The following is a 20,494-nucleotide window of genomic DNA, read 5'->3' on the forward strand; positions in this document are numbered from 1 at the left end:
GAGCATTACATGAGTAAAACAAAAAAACGTAATTCTTCCAGAAAGGGAGATTATGGATATCTTGCCTCCGAAAAGAAACGGCGGATTCTTATTACAGCTGTTTTATTTGCAGTACCTTTGCTGATTTTTTTCTCAGCAATGCTATATTTTCATACAAGACTGACTATCTGGACTGTGATAGCTGTTGTCGGCTGCCTTCCAGCCTGCAAATCTCTGGTCAGCCTGATCATGATCTTTCGCGCCAGACAAGTAGAAACATCTGTATACCGTAGGATTCATGAACATGCCGGCGAACTTACCATGTCTTATGAAATGTACATGACTTTCTATGAGAAAAGTGCAAACATTGACGCATTTGCAATTTGTGGAAACACTGTTGTCGGATATAGCAGTGATCCTAAAATTGACGTAGCTTTCATGGAGCGGGAATGTCAGAAGATTCTCAGAGGAAACAGTTTCAAAGCAACCGTCAAGATTTTTACCCGACTGGATCCGTTTCTGGAACGTCTTGATTCCATGAATGCACACAAAGAATCTCTGGAGGAGGGAATTAAATTCCGCCCGGACGAAAAATATCCGGAACTTTCCAGAAATGAACTGATCAAACACACTATTCTGGCAATCTGTCTGTAAAGGAGCTTTATGAAAGAATTCCAAATCACCGAAAACGAGGCCGGACAGCGCTTTGACAAATATCTTGCAAAACTACTCCGGAATGCACCCAAAAGCTTTTTTTATAAAATGCTTCGCAAAAAAAACATCACATTAAATGGCAGAAAAGCAACTGGAAACGAAAAGCTCAACACCGGAGACCAGATCAGACTGTTTCTCAGTGATGAAACTTTTTCAAAATTCAGTCAGCAGGAACAGACAGCAAGGGCCGTAACTGATCTGGATATCATCTATGAAGACACTGATATTCTTCTGATTAACAAACCGACAGGTATGCTTTCTCAGCCAGATGATACCAAAGAACCTTCCATGGTAGAATACCTGATTGGATATCTTCTTCAAAATGGTTCACTGACAGAAGAAAATCTGCGGACCTTTCATCCTTCCGTATGCAACCGTCTGGACAAAAATACAAGCGGTGTTATCGCAGCCGGAAAATCTCTTGCAGGACTGCAGGAACTGTCAACGTTATTTCATGATCGTACCGTTCATAAAGACTATTTATGCATCGTTAAGGGAAAGCTTACCCGCTCGCGGCATATCCGTGGATATCTGCATAAAGATGCAAACCTGAATAAAGTAAGTGTCTCACCGACAAAAGAAAAAGATGCCCAGCCAATCGAAACACAGTACACACCTATCTGCAATAATGAGCATGCAACTCTTTTGAAAGTACGACTGATCACGGGCCGTACACATCAGATTCGTGCGCATCTGGCATCTGAGGGACATCCTCTGGCCGGTGATGCAAAATACGGTAGCCAGGAATTCAATCGATATTTCCGTGATCATTATGGGCTGAAACATCAGCTTCTCCATGCTTATCGCCTGACTTTTCCTGAACTTGAAGGAAAATTGCATAACCTGTCCGAAAAACATTTTGAGGCAGTTTTACCAGTGCAATTTCAACATATATTAAAAGAAGAACATTTAGAGGAGTGTAGTTATGAAAATCTGGAATGAAATCTGGGATTATGTAAAAATGATCATCATTGTTGTAGTAGTAGTTCTTGTTGTAAATAATGTTGTTCTCATCAACGCCAAAATTCCGTCTGAATCCATGGAAAATACGATTATGACCGGTGACCGTATCTTCGGTTTCCGCATGGCATATGGTCTGAACTTCGATTTCTTCGGCAAACACATTTCCTACAAAACCAAAGATCCGGAACGCTTTGATATCATCATCTTCAAATTTCCGGATGATGAAAGCCAGCTGTTCATCAAACGTCTGATCGGACTTCCTGGTGAAACCGTTGAAATCCGTGACGGTAAAGTATACATAAATGGCTCTGATGAACCATTGGATGACAGCTTCGTACCGGAGGTTCCGACCGGAAATTATGGTCCCTATAAGGTACCGGAAAACAGTTACTTTATGCTCGGTGACAACCGCGAATATTCCAGAGACTCAAGATTCTGGAAAAACACATTTGTATCCTTTGATGAGATTGTTGGAAAAGCCATTGTACGCTATTATCCATCTATCAAACTTCTGAACTGAGAGGATTTTCCAATATGGCAACCTGGAACAGCAGAGGCCTCCGGGGTTCAACCCTGGAGGATCTCGTGAACCGAACCAATGAACAATATGCAGAAAAAAACCTTGCTCTGATTCAGAAAATTCCAACGCCGATCACACCAGTCCGCATGGACAAAGAAAACCGTCATATCACACTCGCATACTTTGAGCAACGCAGTACAGTCGATTATATCGGTGCTGTTCAGGGAATCCCGGTCTGCTTTGATGCTAAAGAATGCAGTGTTGATACTTTTCCGTTAAGCAATATCCACCCGCATCAGGTCGAATTCATGAACGCCTTTGAGCAGCAGGGCGGAATTGCTTTTTTTCTTATTTTTTTCAGTCATGCAGATCTGTTTTATTACCTTCCGCTCCGTGACCTGATGAAGTTCTGGAATCGCATGCAGTCCGGAGGGCGCAAAAGCTTTCGGCGCGAAGAATTGAATTCCATTTACTATTTACAGAAAAAAAATGGATTTCTTGTTCCCTATCTGGATGGAATCCAGACAGATCTGAAATTGCGGGATTGACATTTTCTATTTTTTCTACTATAATTTTCTTGTTTTTACATAGTAGCATGGTAGTACGTTAAAGTGCTTATCTGTAATGAGGAGGAAACGACTATGCAGCGAATTTTTCATACACCTGAAGGTGTTCGCGATATTTATAATGGAGAGTGCAGCCAGAAGCATCATCTTCAGACAGAAATCCGCAAAGTATTTGATTCCTATGGATATGAGGAGATTGAAACTCCTTCCTTTGAATATTTTGAAGTATTCAGCAGAGAAGTAGGTACAATTCCTTCCAAGGATCTGTATAAATTTTTTGACCGTGAAGGAAATACCCTGGTATTACGCCCGGACTTCACACCATCCGTATCAAGAGCCTGCGCTACTTATTTTAATCCGGAGCACCAGGTTATAACACTTTCTTATACAGGAAACACTTTTATCAATAATTCCAGCTATCAGGGCCGACTCAAAGAGACCACTCAGATGGGTGTAGAACGTATCGGTGATGATTCTGCCGAAGCAGATGCAGAACTTCTCGCCATGACAGTTGAATGCCTTTTAAAAGCCGGATTAAAAGAATTTCAGGTCAGTGTCGGACAGGTTGACTATTTCAAATCTCTTCTTCAGGATGCCAATCTGGATATCGAAGAAGAAGAAAATCTCCGTTCCCTGATCTCCCAGAAAAACTATTTTGGTGTAGAAGATCTTGTACGCAGCCAGAATATTCCGGAATCTCTGGAAAAAGCTTTTCTGGAACTTCCACACCTGTTCGGCTCTTCAGAAATTCTTCAGAAAGCACGCAGTCTGACAGACAATATCTGTGCAATCAAAGCGGTAGAACGGCTGGAAGAAATCTATGAAATTCTCAAAATTTACGGATATGAAAAGTATGTTAGCTTTGATTTCGGTATGCTCAGCAAATTTCAGTATTATACAGGAATCATTTTCCAGGCATATACTTATGGAACCGGTGAACCAGTCGTAAAAGGAGGACGTTACAACAATCTTCTGAAACATTTCGGCAAACCTGCTGCCTCCATTGGTTTTGGCATCACTGTCGATAATCTCCTTATGGCTCTGTCCAGACAGAAGCTCTCACTTCCTGAAAAAAAAGCACCGGTCATTCTTACCTATACAGAAGCTAATCGCCGCGAAGCCATTCTGGATGCGCAGAAATTGAGAAGCGAAGGAACGGCTGTAGCTCTTCGCCGTGAAAAGGAGGACTGCTGATATGAGATATCTTACCGTTGCCCTTACGAAGGGAAGACTTGCACAGAAAACGCTGGATATGTTTGAACAGATTGGAATCACCTGCGAAGAAATGCGTGACAAAGATACCCGCAAACTGATCTTTGTCAATGAAGATCTGAAATTGCGCTTTTTCCTCGCCAAAGGACCTGATGTACCAACTTACGTTGAATACGGTGCTGCCGATATCGGCGTCACTGGCAAGGATATCATTCTTGAAGAAGGACGTAAGCTTTATGAAGTAATGGACCTCGGATTCGGGAAATGTCGTATGTGTGTCTGTGGACCGGAAAGTGCCCGTGAACTGCTTCAGAACAACCAGTTGATCCGCGTTGCAACCAAATATCCAAACATTGCCAAAGACTATTTTTATAATAAGAAACATCAGACAGTAGAGATCATTAAGCTGAACGGTTCCATCGAACTGGCTCCGATCGTCGGACTTTCCGAAGTGATCGTAGATATTGTTGAAACCGGAAGCACCCTGCGTGAAAACGGTCTGAATGTTCTTGAAGAAGTCTGCCCGCTTTCTGCAAGAATGGTCGTAAACCAGGTCAGCATGAAAATGGAAGATGAACGAATCCGTAACCTGATCCGTGATCTCAGAAATGTGATCAGTAAATAATAACCAACAGAAGGGATGAACATAATGCGTACAGTAGCACTTACAAAAGAAAGTACAAAAGATATTCTGGAAAATCTCCTGAAACGAAGCCCAAACAACTATGGCAAATTTGAAGCAGCAGTTGACGAAATTCTGAACAAAGTAAAAACAGAAGGCGATGCCGCTCTTTTTGCCTATACAAAAGAGTTCGACAAAACAGAAATCAGTGCAGATACGATCAAAGTAACTGAAGAAGAAATAAAAGAAGCTTATGAGGCAGTCGATCCGGCTCTGATCGATGTTATCCGCAAAGCACTTGTTAATATCAGAAGCTATCACGAAAAACAGCGCCAGAACAGCTGGTTCACCAGTGAAACAAATGGTACCATGCTTGGACAGAAAGTAACTGCCCTTGAACGTGTTGGTGTTTATGTTCCGGGCGGAAAGGCTGTTTATCCTTCTTCCGTACTGATGAACATCGTTCCTGCCAAAGTAGCTGGAGTAGACCAGATCGTTATGACAACTCCTCCGGGAAAAGACGGTAAAGTCAATCCATCCACTCTGGTTGCAGCCAAAGAAGCCGGTGCAGATGAAATTTACAAAGTCGGCGGAGCACAGGCAATCGGTGCACTTGCTTACGGTACAGAAAGCATCCCAAAAGTTGACAAAATTGTAGGACCTGGAAACATCTTTGTAGCGCTTGCCAAAAAAGCGGTCTATGGCTATGTCAGCATTGACTCCATTGCCGGTCCAAGTGAGATTCTGGTTCTTGCCGATGAAACAGCCAATCCAAGATATGTAGCTGCCGACCTTCTTTCACAGGCAGAACATGACGAGCTTGCTTCTGCCATCCTGATCACGACAAGTAAGGAACTTGCAGCAAAAGTCAGCGAAGAAGTTGACGGTTTTGTCAAAGTCCTTTCCCGTAAAGAGATCATCCAGAAGTCCCTCGATAACTTTGGTTATATTTTAATTGCAGAAGACATGGATGAAGCAATCGAAGCTGCCAATGCTATCGCATCGGAACATATGGAGATTGTAACTGCCAATCCATTCGAAGTAATGATGAAAGTAAGAAATGCCGGAGCAATCTTTATCGGTGAAAACAGCTCTGAACCACTCGGCGATTATTTTGCCGGGCCAAACCATGTTCTTCCGACAAATGGAACAGCAAAATTCTTCTCCGCACTTTCTGTCGATGATTTTGTAAAAAAATCCAGTATCGTGTACTATTCAAGAGAAGCTCTGCGTAAAATTCATAAAGACATTGAACAGTTTGCAACTTCAGAACAGCTGACTGCACATGCCAACTCTATTGCTGTCCGTTTTGAAGACGAAGAACAGTAGGAGGAAACAGATATGGCAAGAGAAGCATCTGTAGAACGTAATACAAAAGAAACAGAGATCAAACTCAAACTGACTCTGGATGGAACTGGTTATTCTGATATTGAAACCGGCATCGGTTTCTTTAACCATATGCTTGACGGTTTTACAAGACATGGCCTTTTTGATCTCTGCGTTCGTGTCCATGGCGATCTGGAGGTAGATGACCATCATACAATTGAAGATACCGGTATTGTCCTTGGTACTGCGATCAAAGAAGCAATTGGAGACAAGAAAGGAATCCGCCGCTACGGAAGCTGTATCCTCCCAATGGATGAAGTTCTTGTACTCTGTGCAATCGACCTTTCCGGCCGGCCATATTTTTCATGGGATGCAGAGTTTACTTCCGAAAAGATCGGAGATATGTCCACTGAAATGGTAAAAGAGTTTTTCTATGCTATTTCTTATTCCTGTGGCATGAACCTGCATATCAAAGTACTTACCAGTGGCAACAGCCATCATGTTGCCGAAGCAATGTTCAAAAGCTTTTCCAAAGCATTGGATCAGGCTGTTTCCTATGATCCACGCATTACAGATGTACTCTCTACCAAGGGAAGTCTTGCATAAGGAGGAATACACATGGCAGATAAACTACTGATTCCATGCCTGTATCTGCAATCAGGAAAGGCAGTTACCGGATTTGGTCAACGAAATCTCTTTGGAGAAGGAAATATAGAAGATCTTGTGCGTTTTTACCGAGATAACGGAGCAGATGAACTGCTGGTTTTTGACTTTTCGTCTGGAGATAAAGAGCATGATCAGGCTATTGCAAATATCAAACAGATTTGTGCGATTGCTGAAATTCCTGTTATGGCAGCTGGAAATATCAATCGCATGGAAGATGTCAAAAAGCTTCTTTATGCCGGATGTGCCAAAGTTGTTCTGAATTTTTCCAAAGAAAGTAATATTTTACTTCTTGAGGAAGTATCCAAACGTTTCGGTAAAGAAAAAATGGTCATCAGTATTTCTTCTATGGAAGAATTTGCAGATAACCAAAAACTGATTGAAAAGTATGCAGATGAAATTCTTGCATTGGATACGATTCAGGACGAAATCGCTACGAGTTCTGATATGAAAGTTATTCTTCATACAGAAGAGAGTAAAACAGATGCCCTGAAAGATCTTCTCAAAAAAGAATCTGTACATGCTTTAAGCGGTGCTTATATCAGTTCTCTTGAGGTGAAACTTATTAATTTCAAAGAAGACTGCAAAGCTTCCGGAATTCCGGTCATTACTTTCGAAAGTGCTATCAGCTGGTCTGATTTCAAACTCAACAATGACGGATTGATTCCGGTGGTAGTTCAGGATTACAAAAACGACCAGGTACTTATGGTAGCATATATGAATGAAGAGGCCTTCCAAAATACTCTGAAAACTGGTAAAATGACTTACTGGAGCCGCAGTCGTCAGGAACTCTGGCTCAAGGGTCTTACTTCCGGTCACTTTCAGTATGTAAAATCACTTGCGCTGGACTGCGACAATGATACAATCCTCGCTAAAGTCGATCAGATCGGAGCAGCCTGTCATACCGGAAGTCGGAGTTGTTTCTTCAAACCTCTGATTCAGAAAGAGTATAACGACACAAATCCTCTTCATGTCTTTCAGGATGTCTACGATGTGATTGCTGACCGCAAGGTACATCCAAAAGATGGATCTTATACCAATTATCTTTTTGACAAGGGAATTGACAAGATTCTCAAGAAAGTAGGAGAGGAATGTGCAGAAATTATCATAGCAGCAAAAAATCCTGACAAAGAAGAAATCAAATATGAAATTTCGGATTTTCTGTATCATGCCATGGTTCTGATGGTAGAAAAGGGAGTTACCTGGGAAGAGATTACCAGTGAACTTGCCAGAAGGTAACCCATGTCTGCAGAATATCCCACAGGAGAATTATCTTGGAAACAAAGACAGATAGACTTTTTATAATCATACCGGCATATAACGAACGAGAAAATATCCGACAAGTACTTGATGACTGGTATCCTGTCATTCAGGCGCATTCCGGAAACGGTGAATCCCGCCTGGTTGTGATTGATGACGGAAGCAAGGATGATACATACATAATCATGCAGGAATATGCAAAAGAACACCCTTTGTTCAGCCCTATCACGAAAACAAACAGTGGACATGGTGCAACTGTTTTATATGGATATCATTATGCACTTGATCATGGTGCAGATTTTGTTTTTCAGACTGATTCCGATGGGCAGACGCTTCCCTCTGAATTTGAACAGTTTTGGGATCAGAGGGAAGCATGGGATATGGTCATTGGGTGGCGAAACAACCGTCAGGATGGCGGCAGTCGTATCTTTGTTACTCGTATTCTACGCCTTGTGATTCGTATCTGTTTCGGTGTTTCCGTCAAAGATGCCAACACGCCATTCCGTCTGATGAAGGCAGATACTCTACGCAGATATATTGACCTGATCCCTAATGATTTTAATCTGTCCAATGTGGTCTTGTCAGTAATCTATGCAAAAAAGGGATGCCGCGTCAAATATCTGCCAATCACTTTCCGTCCAAGACAGGGCGGTATCAACTCGATTAATATGAAAAAGATCTTCAAGATTGGTCGCCAGGCACTGAAGGATTTTCGCCAGATCAATCGTGTGCTGAACCGCGAAGTTTGAAAGGAGATTTGAATTATGACTTACAAAGAAAAAAAGCGTTCTATGTTTCTTGGTCTGCCATGGACCTTTACTACTTATACCGTAACTGATGAGTTCATATCAATCGATTCTGGTTTGCTCAACAAAGTGGAGAATGACTGTTACATGTACAAAGTAATTGATGTCCGTCTGGAAACCACTCTGATGGAACGAATCCTTGGTATCGGTACCATTCACTGCTTCACTGGAGATGTAACGGATCCTGATCTTAAATTACAGCACATAAAAAATGCCAAAGAAATTAAAGATTTTATCCTGAAACAATCCGAACAGGAAAGACTAAAAAGAAAGACCTTAAATATGCAGCATCTGGATGGTAATCCGGAAGTCAGCAGAATGGCCGCAACGGACAGCTGCAGATCATAAATAAAACTCACAGAGGTGATAGCCCACAACGGGAAATCACCTCTTTTTTATATCAATTTTCCTGATATTTTCATTTTTTTGAAATCACTAGCAGAAGTGTTAGTGATTATCCGAAATATGTCCGTATAATAATAATTACAGATAGTATTTGCAGAAAAATCTGACAACATTTTATTCCAAAGATGAAAGGAGAATCAAGTATGAGTAAAAAAATGAAAATCTTTACAGCGGGTGCATTAGGAATTATGATGACTGGTCTTGTGTGTACAAATGTTTATGCATTAGACAACAAAGATGTAGTTGGTACATGGTACGCAAACAGTCTTTCCATGGACGGCATGAATGAATTTCATCCAAATGCAATCATGATGGAAATGTCTATGGAAATCAATGAAGACGGCAAAGGTAAAGTAACAACATCTTCTGAATCAGAAGAAGCAGACGTTGATGATTTTGAATGGAAGATTGACGGAGATAACATTATCATAACCTCAGATGATGAAGTTATGGAAGGCACCTATGAAGATGGAAAAATCACAATCAGCATGGATGGAATGACCGTAACTCTTGGACAGGAAAAAGAAGAATATAAACCTTATGAACCTGGAAAAGCACTCACAGACACCAAACTTGAAGATTTTGATGGTGAATGGAGCAGTTCCATAATGTCTGCGTTTGGAATGCAGGTTCCAACCGGAACACTCTTTGATATGCAGTTTAATCTTACAATCGATGGCGGTAAAGCAACACTTGTAACAATTGAAAGCGGAACGGAAACCACCACTGAGCTTGAAGGCGATCTGGACACAAATGCCCTAGTATTAAAATCAACAGAAGAAAAAACCGAAGAAGACACCGAAGACTATTCATTATTCGATACAGATACCATGAGATTATATCTTCTTGACGATGGCAAATTATGTTTCACATCTGCTGACAGTATGGATGATCCAGAAGAAACAGAAGAAGCTGCAGACGGTGAAGACAGTGAAGATTCCATGGATTGGACTGTAAAAGTATTCTTTGACAAATTGGAGAAAAAATAACATAAATTCTCTTACTCTTTGAAGGAGGTTTAAATAATGGGATTATTTGATAAAAAGAACTGTGATATCTGCGGTGAAAAAATTGGACTTTTAGGAAACCGCAAACTGGACGATGGAAATCTGTGTAAGAACTGTGCCAGCAAGCTTTCTCCTTGGTTTGAAGAAAGACGCCACAGCACCGTAGAAGATATCAAAAGACAGCTGGAATACAGAGAAAAAAACAAAAATGCTGTTCGCAGTTTCAGTATCACTCGTGAATTTTCTGCAGACAGATATCATGTGTTTATCGACGATAACAAAGGATTGTTCGCCGTAGCATTTAATATGAGCGAACAGGATAATCCGGATATCGTACCTCTGTCTGCAATAACCTCCTGTCGTTTAGACATCGATGAACAGCGAGTAGAAGAAGAATACAAAGATCAGGATGGTGAATCCAGATCTTATGTGCCACCAAGATACAACTATTCTTATGATTACAAGATAAAACTTGGCGTTAACACACCTTGGTTTGATGATATGGACTTTAAGCTTAATACCTTCTCTGTAAAAGATCATGAACGAGCTAAAATGATGAATTATGAACAACTTGCAAATCAGATCATAACTGCACTTACCGGCGCACCGGCACCCGCACCGGTTTATAGCAATGGCATGATGAACCAGGGTTACCCGCAGCAGGGCAACATGATGAATCAGGGCTACCCGCAGCAGGGCGGCATGATGAATCAGGGCTACCCACAGCAGGGCAATATGATGAATCAAGGCTATCCACAGCAGAGCAATATGATGAATCAGGGTTATCCGCAGCAGGGCAATATGATGAATCAGGGCTACCAGCAGCAGGGCGGCATGATGAATCAGGGCTACCCACAGCAGGGCGGCATGATGAATCAGGGCTACCCACAGCAGGGCGGCATGATAAACCAGGGCTACCCACAGCAGGGCGGCATGATGAACCAGGGCTATCCGCAGCAGGGCGGCATGATGAACCAGAATACACCTCAGCAGGCTTCTGGTGATACATGGGTATGTGCATGCGGTGCTACAAACACAGGTGCTTTCTGTGAATACTGTGGATCACCAAAACCGTGATACTGAATTAATGCTACTGAATTAAAAGGGGGAATACGGAATATGTCTGATGTAACAGAATATAAGTGTCCATCCTGTAATGCCTCGATGGTATTTGATTCTAAATCTCAGCACATGAAATGTCCGTACTGCGATACGGAAATGACGGTCGAAGAGTTTCAGCGCACGCAGAAATCCGAAGATACACAGACGACCGGAAAATCAATTTCAAACGACAACTGGTACTCAATGAGCACCGGTCAGTGGCAGAATGATGAACTGAACGGCATGCGCGTCTACAGCTGCCAGTCCTGTGGAAGTGAGATCGTAGCTGAGGAAACAACAGGGGCAACGACCTGTCCGTTCTGCAATAATAAAATAACTATGAAAGGTCAGTTTTCAGGTGATCTGAAACCAGATTATATCATCCCATTTAAACTGGATAAAAAAGCTGCCAAAGAAAACTATTATAAGCATCTGAAAGGTAAAAAATATCTTCCCAAGGTATTCAAGAAAGAAAACCATGTGGACGAAATCAAAGGCGTATATATCCCATTTTGGCTGTTTGATGTAGATGCAGATGCTCAGATTACATATGAGGCAGAAAAAGTCCACTCGCATACATCTGGTGATACGGAATATACAACACGTGAAATCTATAGTGTCTATCGTGAAGGAGGCATAAGCTTCGATCATGTTCCCGCAGATGGTTCCAGAAAAATGGATGATACACTGATGGAAGCCATTGAACCATATAATTTCCAGGAAGCAGTACCGTTTCAGCAGGCTTATCTGGCAGGTTACCTGGCTGACCGTTATGATGTCAACGTAAATGAACGTATAGACAGAGCCCGTGACAGAATTCGTGTATGTACTGAGAGAGCTTTTCGTAAAACCGTCAGAGGTTATAACGGTGGTGCCTCAGTTAAAGACAGTAATGTACAGATTCATAATGCCAGTTACTGGTATGCCATGTATCCGGTATGGCTTTTAAACACCACCTGGCACGGTCAGAAATTCACATTTGCTATGAACGGTCAGACCGGAAAAATGGTTGGAGATCTTCCGATTGACAAATCAAAATTCTGGAAATCCGTTGGAATTCGCACCTTTCTGATCTGGGGAGTGCTGTACGGTCTGAAGTGTTTATTTTTAATGTAGCAGGAAGGAACAGATAATATGAAGATAAAAAAGAAAATATGGGGCTGCCTGCTTTCTCTTCTCTGTATATTTATGCTGGTACTTCCGGTAATGGCTTCTGAGAGCCAGGAAACAGATTCTGAGATTCCTGCAGTGACTTCCGAGGATCTTGCAGTACCTACTGAGATTCCTGCAATTCCGGAAGAACGTCAGAAACCGCTTCTTGTGGATGATGCCGGTCTTTTGACCGAGGAAGAGAGCAATGCACTATTAAATAAACTTGAAGATATCAGCCAGAAATATGAAAATGAGGTCGGCATCGTTACCGTCAACTCTCTGGAAGGTAAAACAGCCGAAGCATATGCTGATGACTACTATGATTACAATGGCTACGGATATGGAGAAAACGATGATGGTCTGCTTCTTCTGATCAGCATGGGCGAAAGAGAATGGGCAATCTCTACTTATGGATATAGTCATACTGTAGCTTTTACAGATGCTGGCCTTGAATTCATCAGCGGTCAATTCCAGAGCAAGCTTTCCAGCGGAAACTATGCAGATGCGTTCAATTGTTTTGCAGACCAGTGTGATGATTTTCTGAGACAGGCAGCAACCGGAGAACCATATGACGTTGACAATATGCCTTCAAAAGGGAAGGTTCATCCTTTCTGGCTCGTTGCCGATTTAGTTGTCGCTTTTCTGATTTCTTTTGGACTCGTTAAATCAAAATCAAAGAATCTTAAATCCGTAAAAAAACAGGAATCCGCAGAAGCTTATGAGCGTAAAGGTTCCATGTCGCTTCGAAGATCAACTGACAGTTTTGTCAACAGGATCGTCACTCAAAGAACTATCAGAAATGAAAAAGACAGCTCTTCCAGTTCCTCTGGCGGAAGCTCATCACATACAAGTTCTTCCGGCCGTTCCCACGGCGGAGCCAGTGGCAAATTCTGAGATAACAACAATTCCGAAATGACAAATAGAAAAACTTTGTCATTGCTCAATATTCAGGCATTATAGTATAATGTAGTTAACAGGTTACCGCTCAATATCCGACCGGTAACCTGCATACTTTAGATACTTTTTTCTGGAAAGGGATCGTAATGCCATATCATAAGAAAAGGTTTTTATCATATACAATTGTTATATTATGCTTTTTGACAGCGTATACATGCAGGCTAATTCACACCAATAATTCTTTAATACAAGCTTTAGTTGATCAGAGCCGTACCAGTATTTATCTTGGAATGTATTGTGCATGGGTCATTTATCTGAACAAACATGTTGTATATAAAAGAATGCGTCAGTGCCTGACGGTCATTGGCTGTTTAATGGTATTCTGGTTTTTTCTGCGCACTGTAAAATACCATATTTTTCAGGATCCTCTTAGCACACACATTTGTTGGTATCTGTATTATTTTCCAATGATCCTGATTCCCACTTTAGGTTTAAATGCTTCCTTTCTTTTGGAAGAAGAACATGACAAAGTAAAAAAGAGAAGTATCTTCTTACTATTCTCGGCTATGTTGCTGATCATATCCGTATTTACAAATGATCTGCATCAGCAGGTCTTTCATTTTTATCTGAATCCACCTTATTCAGACAAAAATTACAGCTATGGATTTCTCTTTTTTGTAATACAGGGATGGATTATATTTTGTCTCATTGCAATGGACATAATACTTATTCACAAAAGCAAAATCTCCGGCAAAAAACGTTTCTGGCTTCCGGTAATACCTGGTATTATACTTCTGGCATGGAACATTGCAAATATTCTCCGGGTGCCTATGATCAGCACCATTGCAGGCGATCTGACTGCAATCTGCTGTCTTTGTATAGCTGCTATCTTCCAAAGCTGCATCCTTTGTGGTCTGATTCCTACCAACAGCCGCTACTTTGAATTATTCCAGTCAAATGGCAGTCTGGATGCAGAGATTACAGATAACACTTTTCATCGATATTATTATTCCGGAAACTTTCCAAAACTTACCGAGGAATTGCGTGAATGTGTGATTGCCAATTCTTCAATACAAGAGAATGGAGTTTTGATCAAACATATTCCTGTTAAAGGCGGGCATTTATTCTGGACAGAAGATATTTCTGTACTTCTGGATCAGTACCAGGATATTGAAGAACAGCAGGAAGAATTAACCGAACGAAACCAGCTTTTACAGATGACTTATCAAAAAGAAGCTGCGAGAAAAAAACTAGAAGAACAGAACCGACTTTTAAATATGATTCAGGATCAGACATACAAACAGTATGAGCTGCTTTCCTCATATATGAAAAAGCTTGAACAAACTGAATCCAGAGAAGAATATGATATGCTCCTGAGTAAGATTGTAGTCGTAGGAACCTATTTGAAAAGAAGAAAAAATCTTGTACTTACCAGATACAGTTCACAAGGAGATTCTCTTACTATGGCCGATCTGAAGCAGAGTCTTGCAGAATCCTGCGAAAATCTGAAACTATGCAGGATCCGTGCAGCTTATTATGTACAGGATAAAGAAAAGCAGCTTCAAGCAGATGATATTCTGAACTGCTATGACTTTTTTGAATGGCTGATTGAACAGCTTTTTGATGTTATAAATTCAGTCTTTTTCCGTGTAACCCAGATTGACGAAAAACTACAGATTTCTGTCCATGTTATGAGTTCAACAGATATTCATAATTTTCTGAAAGAACGACCTGAACTTTTAATACAGCAGGAGGAGGAACAGGAATGGTTTATTCGATGTCCGCTCTCATAAATGATACCATAAAATTACAAAATGTTCTTATGATCCTTATGGAAATATGTCTGATTCTTGAATTTATCCTACTATTTTCAAGAATTATGCGTGCTGTTGAAAAATGGAAGATAACTGTTTCCGCATCATGGCTGATCATTTCTTTTCTTATTATGGCCGGACTTTTGAATGACCATCGGCACAGGCTGGATAAACCTCCGCATAAACCTATCTTTTATTCATTTCCGGCATATGCATTGGTGATCGTAATTGTTCTGCTGACTGTTTACCTTATTCTGGCAATTTGCAAAGAACTTAAGGAATACCATAATACATTGTCTCCCTGGTCTGTTTATGAAGCGGTAAACAATGTTCCCTGCGGTGTCTGCTTCTCAGATTCTCTCGGACGTATTATCTTAAGCAACTCCAAAATGCAGGAGTTGTGCAGAATGCTTACTGGAAACTATCTTCAGAATTTTGATTCTTTCCGTTATGCCATAAATTCCGAGCCAGTACAGGATAATGTGATCAAATTAAACTCTGATAACAATGTATTCTATTTTCAGGATGGTTCCGTCTGGATGTTTCAGGAATATCACCTTACAGAACCCTCACTGAAAGGCTATGTACAAACTGTCGCACTCGATGTTTCCGAAATATATTACAACAGTGAAGAGATTAAGAGGAACAATGAAAAACTGGCAAAACTAAATCAAAAGCTGGAAGAAATGTATGAACGAATCGGTGATGAAATACGCGAACAGGAAACTCTGTCCATGAAAATGCAGGTACATGATAACTTCGGAAGGAGCCTTCTCTCTATACGAAGAATCTTAGAAGACAAAGAATCACCAGAAAATATGAAGGAACAGTTGGAAACTTTAAAGCAGCAGGTTTATATCCTTACCAATACAACCGTCGCTAATAAAGAAAACCAATATGAGGATACCGAAAGACATGCAGAAGAACTTGGTATTTCCATTCAGATCCAGGGCAGCTATCCAGATACTCCCGCATACCGGTGCCTTACAGATCGCGCTATTCGTGAATGCGTAACAAACTGCGCCCGACATGCACATGGAAATACTGTTTTTGTTATTATGAAAAGGAAACGCAACGAATATCAGATTCAGATCACCAATGATGGTGAATTGCCGTCAAAGGATGCCAAAGAGGGTGGTGGACTGTCTGCTCTGCGAAAAGCAGTTGAAGCAGAGGGTGGCTCTATGAACACTTTTTTCGAACCTGCTTTTTATCTGTTGCTGAATTTACCTCTGTTTGATGAAGAATACTAATTCAATTTTGGAAGGAAATGATTCTATGGCACGCATACTCATTGTAGAAGATCAGAAGATCATGCAGAAATATTTCGAGTTTATTATTTTACAGGATCCGGATTTAAAGCTCGTAGATACTATTTCAGATGCCCGTGAAGCCGTAAAGATCTGCAATTATTCTGTCATCGATCTGGTTCTGATGGATGTGCAGACCTTCCATAACCATGACGGCCTGTCTGCCGGAAAGGCAATCAGAGAAGAGCATCCTGGAACCAAAGTACTCATTGTAACTTCTCTGATCGATCCTAAAGTTCTGGAAAGAGCTAAGACCGGATGCGCAGACAGTCTCTGGTACAAAGATCATGGTGAAGATGAAATACGTGATGTGATACACAGGACTCTTAATGGAGAACATGTTTTTCCGGATGTGACCCCGGACGTAGAACTGAACTGGATCACCAGCGGTGAGATCAGTCCACGACAGTTAGAAATGCTCCGGCTATATATCTGTGGTATGTCCTATTCCGAAATTGCAAAAGAAATGAACTGTACCACTTCCGGAGTACGCTGGAACTTTCAGGAAATGATTGCAAAAGCCGGATACAACTGTAAAGAGGATCTGATTGCTGCTGCATTAGAAAGTAAATTAATAGTTACCACGCTAAAATAAACCAAAGAGAGGAGATGACATCATGAAGAAAAAATTAATTGCAATATGCCTCAGTGCTTTTATGTTTACATCTGTTACCTCCATAAACTGTATGGCAGAAAATCCATACCCGGACGAAGAATCTTACAGTAATTCCAGTTTTGCTATTTTACAGGATATCCTTAGAGAAAATGACTGTCAGGCAGGCATCGCTTTTCTGGGTTATATCGGATATGATGCCTCGACCGAAGAAATTCTGGATTATACAAACCAGGAGGATTATGTTGCATCCTATCCATTTCTTAAAAATGGTACTGTTGTAGATGCGGGCGGATATGAAGTCTTTGCAATTATTCCGGCTTCGGACTGGTCGATCAGCGTATACTCCTCTGAAATGACCGAAGATGCCGTCTACAAAGATTATCTGGATTTCCCGTTATATGAGGGTTCACCTGATGAAGTGATCATTCTCCGATGCAACCTGAGTGAGATTTATTCAAACACAATGGTCACATCCAAAGAAGGCAATATGAGCGTTTCCTACCGTCCTTCAATTTCTTTGAAAGACGGCCACCTGGCAGAAGAACAGCGTTGCTACGATTTTTCAATCTACTATGATTTCAACTATGGACATAATGGTTCTGACAACTGTATGGAAAGCAATCTTCCTGAAGATTATTATGAGGATTATTACAGTGATACAGTACAAAACGCTTATGAACTTCTCTGTTCAACTGATGAGGTCAGCTACTATCTGGGGCTGGGATTCTTTGTATGGTATACCGGAAACAAAGATATGATCGATGACAAAGAATGCAGAGTATTCGTTCTCGGAAAAGACCTGGACGATCATATCGAAGTCAAAAATCATTATGCAGTCAGTGATAATCAGGTATATTACCTTGATGTGATTGAAAATACCTGGAATATTCTTGGATCCGGATAATGTGCAAGTGGAATGTAAACGAAAAAGAGCTTCTTGAGTTTATGCATTCTTGAGTTTGTACCCTTTTTGGCTTGAATTCCTTTTGTAAAGCATATATAATAGGAATATTGTGAAGAAATGTCGCTGCTATAAATTATGTTGCGAAATTTTCTTCATGTAACCAGTTATATAACAACCTTCGAAAGGAAAACTATGAGAAAATTAGCATTACGCGATGAAATACTTCTGCAGATTGACAAAGCTGCCCGTTACATCGGTGGTGAAGTCAATGCAGTCATGAAAAACAAAGAGGATGTCGATATCCGTTTTGCAATGGCATTCCCGGATGTCTATAGAACGCACTTGATATCTAGTACAGGAAACAATATATAGTACTGCCTGGTGATTCTGTGTACAATATTTTGGTGCTGCGGAGTGCTATTTGGTATCAAACAGCAGTAAATACTACGGTGACCAAACGCTGCTTTTGACCATTTTTTCATACGTTTTTTTAGAAGATATTAAGATGTTTTTAGCGTGTATTGCCCCCTTCATTATGATGTTTTTCTTTTTTTTGCGAGAGTATAACTTTTTCAATGTCAAAAAAGTGCAGTTAACAGATGCCTCACGAGAAATCTAGTGTAGTGTACCGATGATATATAGTTAAAATATTACTGTTTTTTACGCCGTTTTGATGTATACTTAAAAGAAAAGGCGGTAATTACAAAATGGCAAGACCAAAAACATATCATATCAACCTGACTGAAGATGAATTAAAGACCATCAAATCTACTTTCAGGAAAAAGCAGACTTCAAAAACAGTAAAGAGCAGATGTCAGATTCTTTTGGATCTTGATGAAGCTCACGGGAAAGTCCTTACCCATGAACAATCAGCAAAGTCCAATGCAGTGTGCCCTGCAACAATTACCAACACGGTAAAACTGTATTCAACAAAAGGAATTGACGGCATTGTTACTTTGCAACGAAACATTAATTCAGACAATGCTAAACGTAAGCTGGATGGTCGTGCGGAAGCACGTCTGATAGAAATTGCATGTAGTCCTGCACCGGAAGGACATTCTCGTTGGACATTGCGTCTTCTCGAAGAACAAGCAAAAGTTGTACTGGATACACCAGTTGGAAAAAATGCAATTGGTCGGGCTTTAAAAAAAACAAACTTCGACCTCACAAAAACGACTACTGGTGCATCCCCTCAAAAGAAGATGCAGAATTTGTAGCCTGTATGGAAGATGTCCTTGATGTATATGAACTTCCATATAATTCTAAACGGCCTGTTGTATGTATGGATGAAAAACCATATCAACTTTTGGGAGATGCAAGAAAATCATTACCAATGCGTCCTGGAGATAATGCCAAAATTGATTCCGAATACATACGCAATGGAACATGCAGTATATTTGTGTTTGTTGAACCACTTGGTGGGATGCATCATGTAAGCGTACATGAGCATCGAAAAGCTACTGACTGGGCAAAGGAAATAAAGTATTTATCAGATGTAATGTTTCCAGACGCAGAAAAAATCATTCTTGTCATGGATAACTTAAACACTCATAAACCCGCATCCTTGTATAAAACGTTTCCTCCAGCAGAAGCAAGACGGATTATCAAGAGGCTGGAAATACATTACACCCCGAAGCACGGCAGTTGGCTTGACATGGCAGAGATTGAATTAAACGTCATGACACGGCAATGCTTATCCAGACGTATTGAAACAATTGAACGGCTCCGTAAAGAATTAAGTTCATGGAAAGAAGAACGTAACAAATCAAAAGCGAAAATTAAATGACATTTTCAAACAGGTGATGCCAGAGAAAAACTGATATCATTGTATCCGAATCTTACTACCAATTAAAAATTGGTAGTAAGATTAAATATCATCGGTACAATGCACTAGATAAGAACCTGATTAATATTATTCTGGGAAATATGTAGTTTCCATTTTGTTTAATTCAGGCAATATGGTAACCAGCATGGTAATAAAGCACAGAGAACCACCGATCACATTGGATACCGGTTCTGTCATAAATACGCCATCTGTGCCCATGTGTAATCCATAGGGCAGAAAATAGGTCAGTGGAACCACGATAAATACTTTACGAAGCAGGGAGAAAAAATCGCCTGCTTTTTTTACCTTTTCAGGACGTCTGGCTCCGTAATTGTAGCTGAGAACAGGAGAGGTTCCCTCATTGATCGCATGGATAGGCATCTCCACCATCTGGCGAACACTGGATATAATAGTCATGACAGAGATATAAATATCACCGCCTGTTACTGAAAGAACATTATTGCAACAGATACTTACCAGACTGTTGGTCAGCTGCATGATAAATCCGGCAGACCCCAGGCTGATGATATCTCTGGCATGTCTGGTGCACTCAGAAATCTCATTTATATGAAGCCATCTTACCTTTAATTCCGATTTCCCATGAAGAAAATAAAATACAAGCAAGGCGGAGAGAATCTAAGAGATCACATAAATGTGTTATGATTTCTCGTGATTATTATTTTTAACAACAGTGTTGGTTCTTGAAGCAGATGTTGAATGGAGCGTCTCCTGGTTCTGGAAAATATCAGGCGAAGACGGTATCTGCTTCTCAACATGTTCAGAGTGAAGATGGATATTATCATTATTCAGCAGCTGATTAAAATTCTTGATA

At 40.7% G+C, this 20,494-nt stretch carries 22 protein-coding genes and 1 pseudogene; 22 read left to right on the forward strand and 1 reads right to left on the reverse strand.

What is annotated here, in order from left to right:
- Positions 1 to 9: 9 nt before the first annotated feature.
- The 22 genes from LI112_RS03740 to LI112_RS03845 all read left to right on the forward strand — a co-directional run bounded on the left by LI112_RS03740 (position 10) and on the right by LI112_RS03845 (position 19,623).
- On the forward strand, positions 10 to 633 hold the full coding sequence (locus tag LI112_RS03740; protein WP_005424629.1) for a hypothetical protein: 624 nt from the start codon (positions 10 to 12) through the stop codon (positions 631 to 633).
- Positions 634 to 642: 9 nt separating this feature from the next.
- Complete coding sequence (locus LI112_RS03745) at positions 643 to 1,635, forward strand: RluA family pseudouridine synthase (RefSeq protein ID WP_227190248.1); 993 nt, start codon at positions 643 to 645, stop codon at positions 1,633 to 1,635.
- A complete protein-coding gene (gene lepB / locus LI112_RS03750) occupies positions 1,619 to 2,176 on the forward strand; it encodes a signal peptidase I (protein ID WP_005424631.1) in 558 nt (185 codons plus the stop codon). Before LI112_RS03745 ends, lepB begins: the two co-directional genes overlap by 17 nt.
- A 14-nt stretch (positions 2,177 to 2,190) precedes the next feature.
- Positions 2,191 to 2,724 (forward strand): Holliday junction resolvase RecU, encoded by a 534-nt coding sequence (locus LI112_RS03755; protein ID WP_022389315.1) that lies wholly within the window; start codon positions 2,191 to 2,193, stop codon positions 2,722 to 2,724.
- 93 nt (positions 2,725 to 2,817) lie between these two features.
- On the forward strand, positions 2,818 to 3,936 hold the full coding sequence (gene hisZ / locus LI112_RS03760) for an ATP phosphoribosyltransferase regulatory subunit (RefSeq protein WP_227190249.1): 1,119 nt from the start codon (positions 2,818 to 2,820) through the stop codon (positions 3,934 to 3,936).
- A 1-nt stretch (position 3,937) separates the two neighbouring features.
- Positions 3,938 to 4,579, forward strand: coding sequence for an ATP phosphoribosyltransferase (hisG, locus tag LI112_RS03765; protein WP_005424635.1), 642 nt, complete (start codon positions 3,938 to 3,940; stop codon positions 4,577 to 4,579).
- A 24-nt stretch (positions 4,580 to 4,603) separates the two neighbouring features.
- Positions 4,604 to 5,905, forward strand: a complete 1,302-nt coding sequence (gene hisD / locus LI112_RS03770) for a histidinol dehydrogenase (RefSeq protein WP_044925566.1) — start codon at positions 4,604 to 4,606, stop codon at positions 5,903 to 5,905.
- Positions 5,906 to 5,917: 12 nt separating this feature from the next.
- Positions 5,918 to 6,508: an imidazoleglycerol-phosphate dehydratase HisB gene (gene hisB / locus LI112_RS03775; RefSeq protein WP_227190250.1), complete on the forward strand. Its 591-nt coding sequence runs from the start codon at positions 5,918 to 5,920 to the stop codon at positions 6,506 to 6,508.
- A gap of 12 nt (positions 6,509 to 6,520) precedes the next feature.
- The gene (gene hisIE / locus LI112_RS03780) at positions 6,521 to 7,804 is read left to right on the forward strand and encodes a bifunctional phosphoribosyl-AMP cyclohydrolase/phosphoribosyl-ATP diphosphatase HisIE (protein WP_227190251.1); all 1,284 of its coding nucleotides are present in this window, start codon (positions 6,521 to 6,523) and stop codon (positions 7,802 to 7,804) included.
- 35 nt (positions 7,805 to 7,839) lie between these two features.
- Positions 7,840 to 8,574 (forward strand): glycosyltransferase family 2 protein, encoded by a 735-nt coding sequence (locus LI112_RS03785; RefSeq protein ID WP_173898217.1) that lies wholly within the window; start codon positions 7,840 to 7,842, stop codon positions 8,572 to 8,574.
- A gap of 15 nt (positions 8,575 to 8,589) precedes the next feature.
- Complete coding sequence (locus LI112_RS03790; protein WP_005424641.1) at positions 8,590 to 8,979, forward strand: PH domain-containing protein; 390 nt, start codon at positions 8,590 to 8,592, stop codon at positions 8,977 to 8,979.
- A 200-nt stretch (positions 8,980 to 9,179) separates the two neighbouring features.
- Positions 9,180 to 10,025, forward strand: coding sequence for a hypothetical protein (locus LI112_RS03795; RefSeq protein WP_227190252.1), 846 nt, complete (start codon positions 9,180 to 9,182; stop codon positions 10,023 to 10,025).
- A gap of 36 nt (positions 10,026 to 10,061) precedes the next feature.
- A complete protein-coding gene (locus tag LI112_RS03800) occupies positions 10,062 to 11,120 on the forward strand; it encodes a DUF4428 domain-containing protein (RefSeq protein ID WP_227190253.1) in 1,059 nt (352 codons plus the stop codon).
- 42 nt (positions 11,121 to 11,162) lie between these two features.
- Positions 11,163 to 12,260 carry a hypothetical protein gene (locus LI112_RS03805; RefSeq protein ID WP_227190254.1) on the forward strand — a complete coding sequence of 366 codons (1,098 nt, stop codon included), beginning with the start codon at positions 11,163 to 11,165 and terminating at the stop codon, positions 12,258 to 12,260.
- Positions 12,261 to 12,278: 18 nt separating this feature from the next.
- Entirely contained in the window at positions 12,279 to 13,190 is a 912-nt protein-coding gene (locus tag LI112_RS03810; protein WP_227190255.1) for a TPM domain-containing protein, read from the forward strand.
- Positions 13,191 to 13,483: 293 nt separating this feature from the next.
- Positions 13,484 to 14,986, forward strand: coding sequence for a histidine kinase N-terminal 7TM domain-containing protein (locus tag LI112_RS03815; protein WP_227190256.1), 1,503 nt, complete (start codon positions 13,484 to 13,486; stop codon positions 14,984 to 14,986).
- Entirely contained in the window at positions 14,959 to 16,260 is a 1,302-nt protein-coding gene (locus LI112_RS03820) for an ATP-binding protein (RefSeq protein WP_227190257.1), read from the forward strand. The genes LI112_RS03815 and LI112_RS03820 overlap by 28 nt, the downstream gene beginning before the upstream one ends.
- Positions 16,261 to 16,285: 25 nt before the next feature.
- Positions 16,286 to 16,912, forward strand: coding sequence for a response regulator transcription factor (locus LI112_RS03825; protein WP_022389326.1), 627 nt, complete (start codon positions 16,286 to 16,288; stop codon positions 16,910 to 16,912).
- 22 nt (positions 16,913 to 16,934) lie between these two features.
- Positions 16,935 to 17,837, forward strand: coding sequence for a hypothetical protein (locus LI112_RS03830; protein WP_118034504.1), 903 nt, complete (start codon positions 16,935 to 16,937; stop codon positions 17,835 to 17,837).
- 192 nt (positions 17,838 to 18,029) lie between these two features.
- Positions 18,030 to 18,209, forward strand: a complete 180-nt coding sequence (locus tag LI112_RS03835) for a hypothetical protein (protein WP_227190270.1) — start codon at positions 18,030 to 18,032, stop codon at positions 18,207 to 18,209.
- Positions 18,210 to 18,544: 335 nt separating this feature from the next.
- Positions 18,545 to 19,054, forward strand: a complete 510-nt coding sequence (locus LI112_RS03840; protein ID WP_227190258.1) for a helix-turn-helix domain-containing protein — start codon at positions 18,545 to 18,547, stop codon at positions 19,052 to 19,054.
- A complete protein-coding gene (locus LI112_RS03845) occupies positions 19,024 to 19,623 on the forward strand; it encodes an IS630 family transposase (RefSeq protein ID WP_227190267.1) in 600 nt (199 codons plus the stop codon). Before LI112_RS03840 ends, LI112_RS03845 begins: the two co-directional genes overlap by 31 nt.
- 126 nt (positions 19,624 to 19,749) lie before the next feature.
- Here LI112_RS03845 and LI112_RS03850 read toward each other — a convergent pair.
- Positions 19,750 to 20,310 (reverse strand): annotated as a pseudogene (locus LI112_RS03850) (MATE family efflux transporter); the annotation flags it as partial.
- Between the last annotated feature and the right edge of the window lie 184 nt (positions 20,311 to 20,494).

The sequence above is a fragment of the Blautia sp. 210820-DFI.6.14 genome (assembly GCF_020558815.1).
GTDB classification, from domain to species: domain Bacteria; phylum Bacillota; class Clostridia; order Lachnospirales; family Lachnospiraceae; genus Blautia_A; species Blautia_A obeum.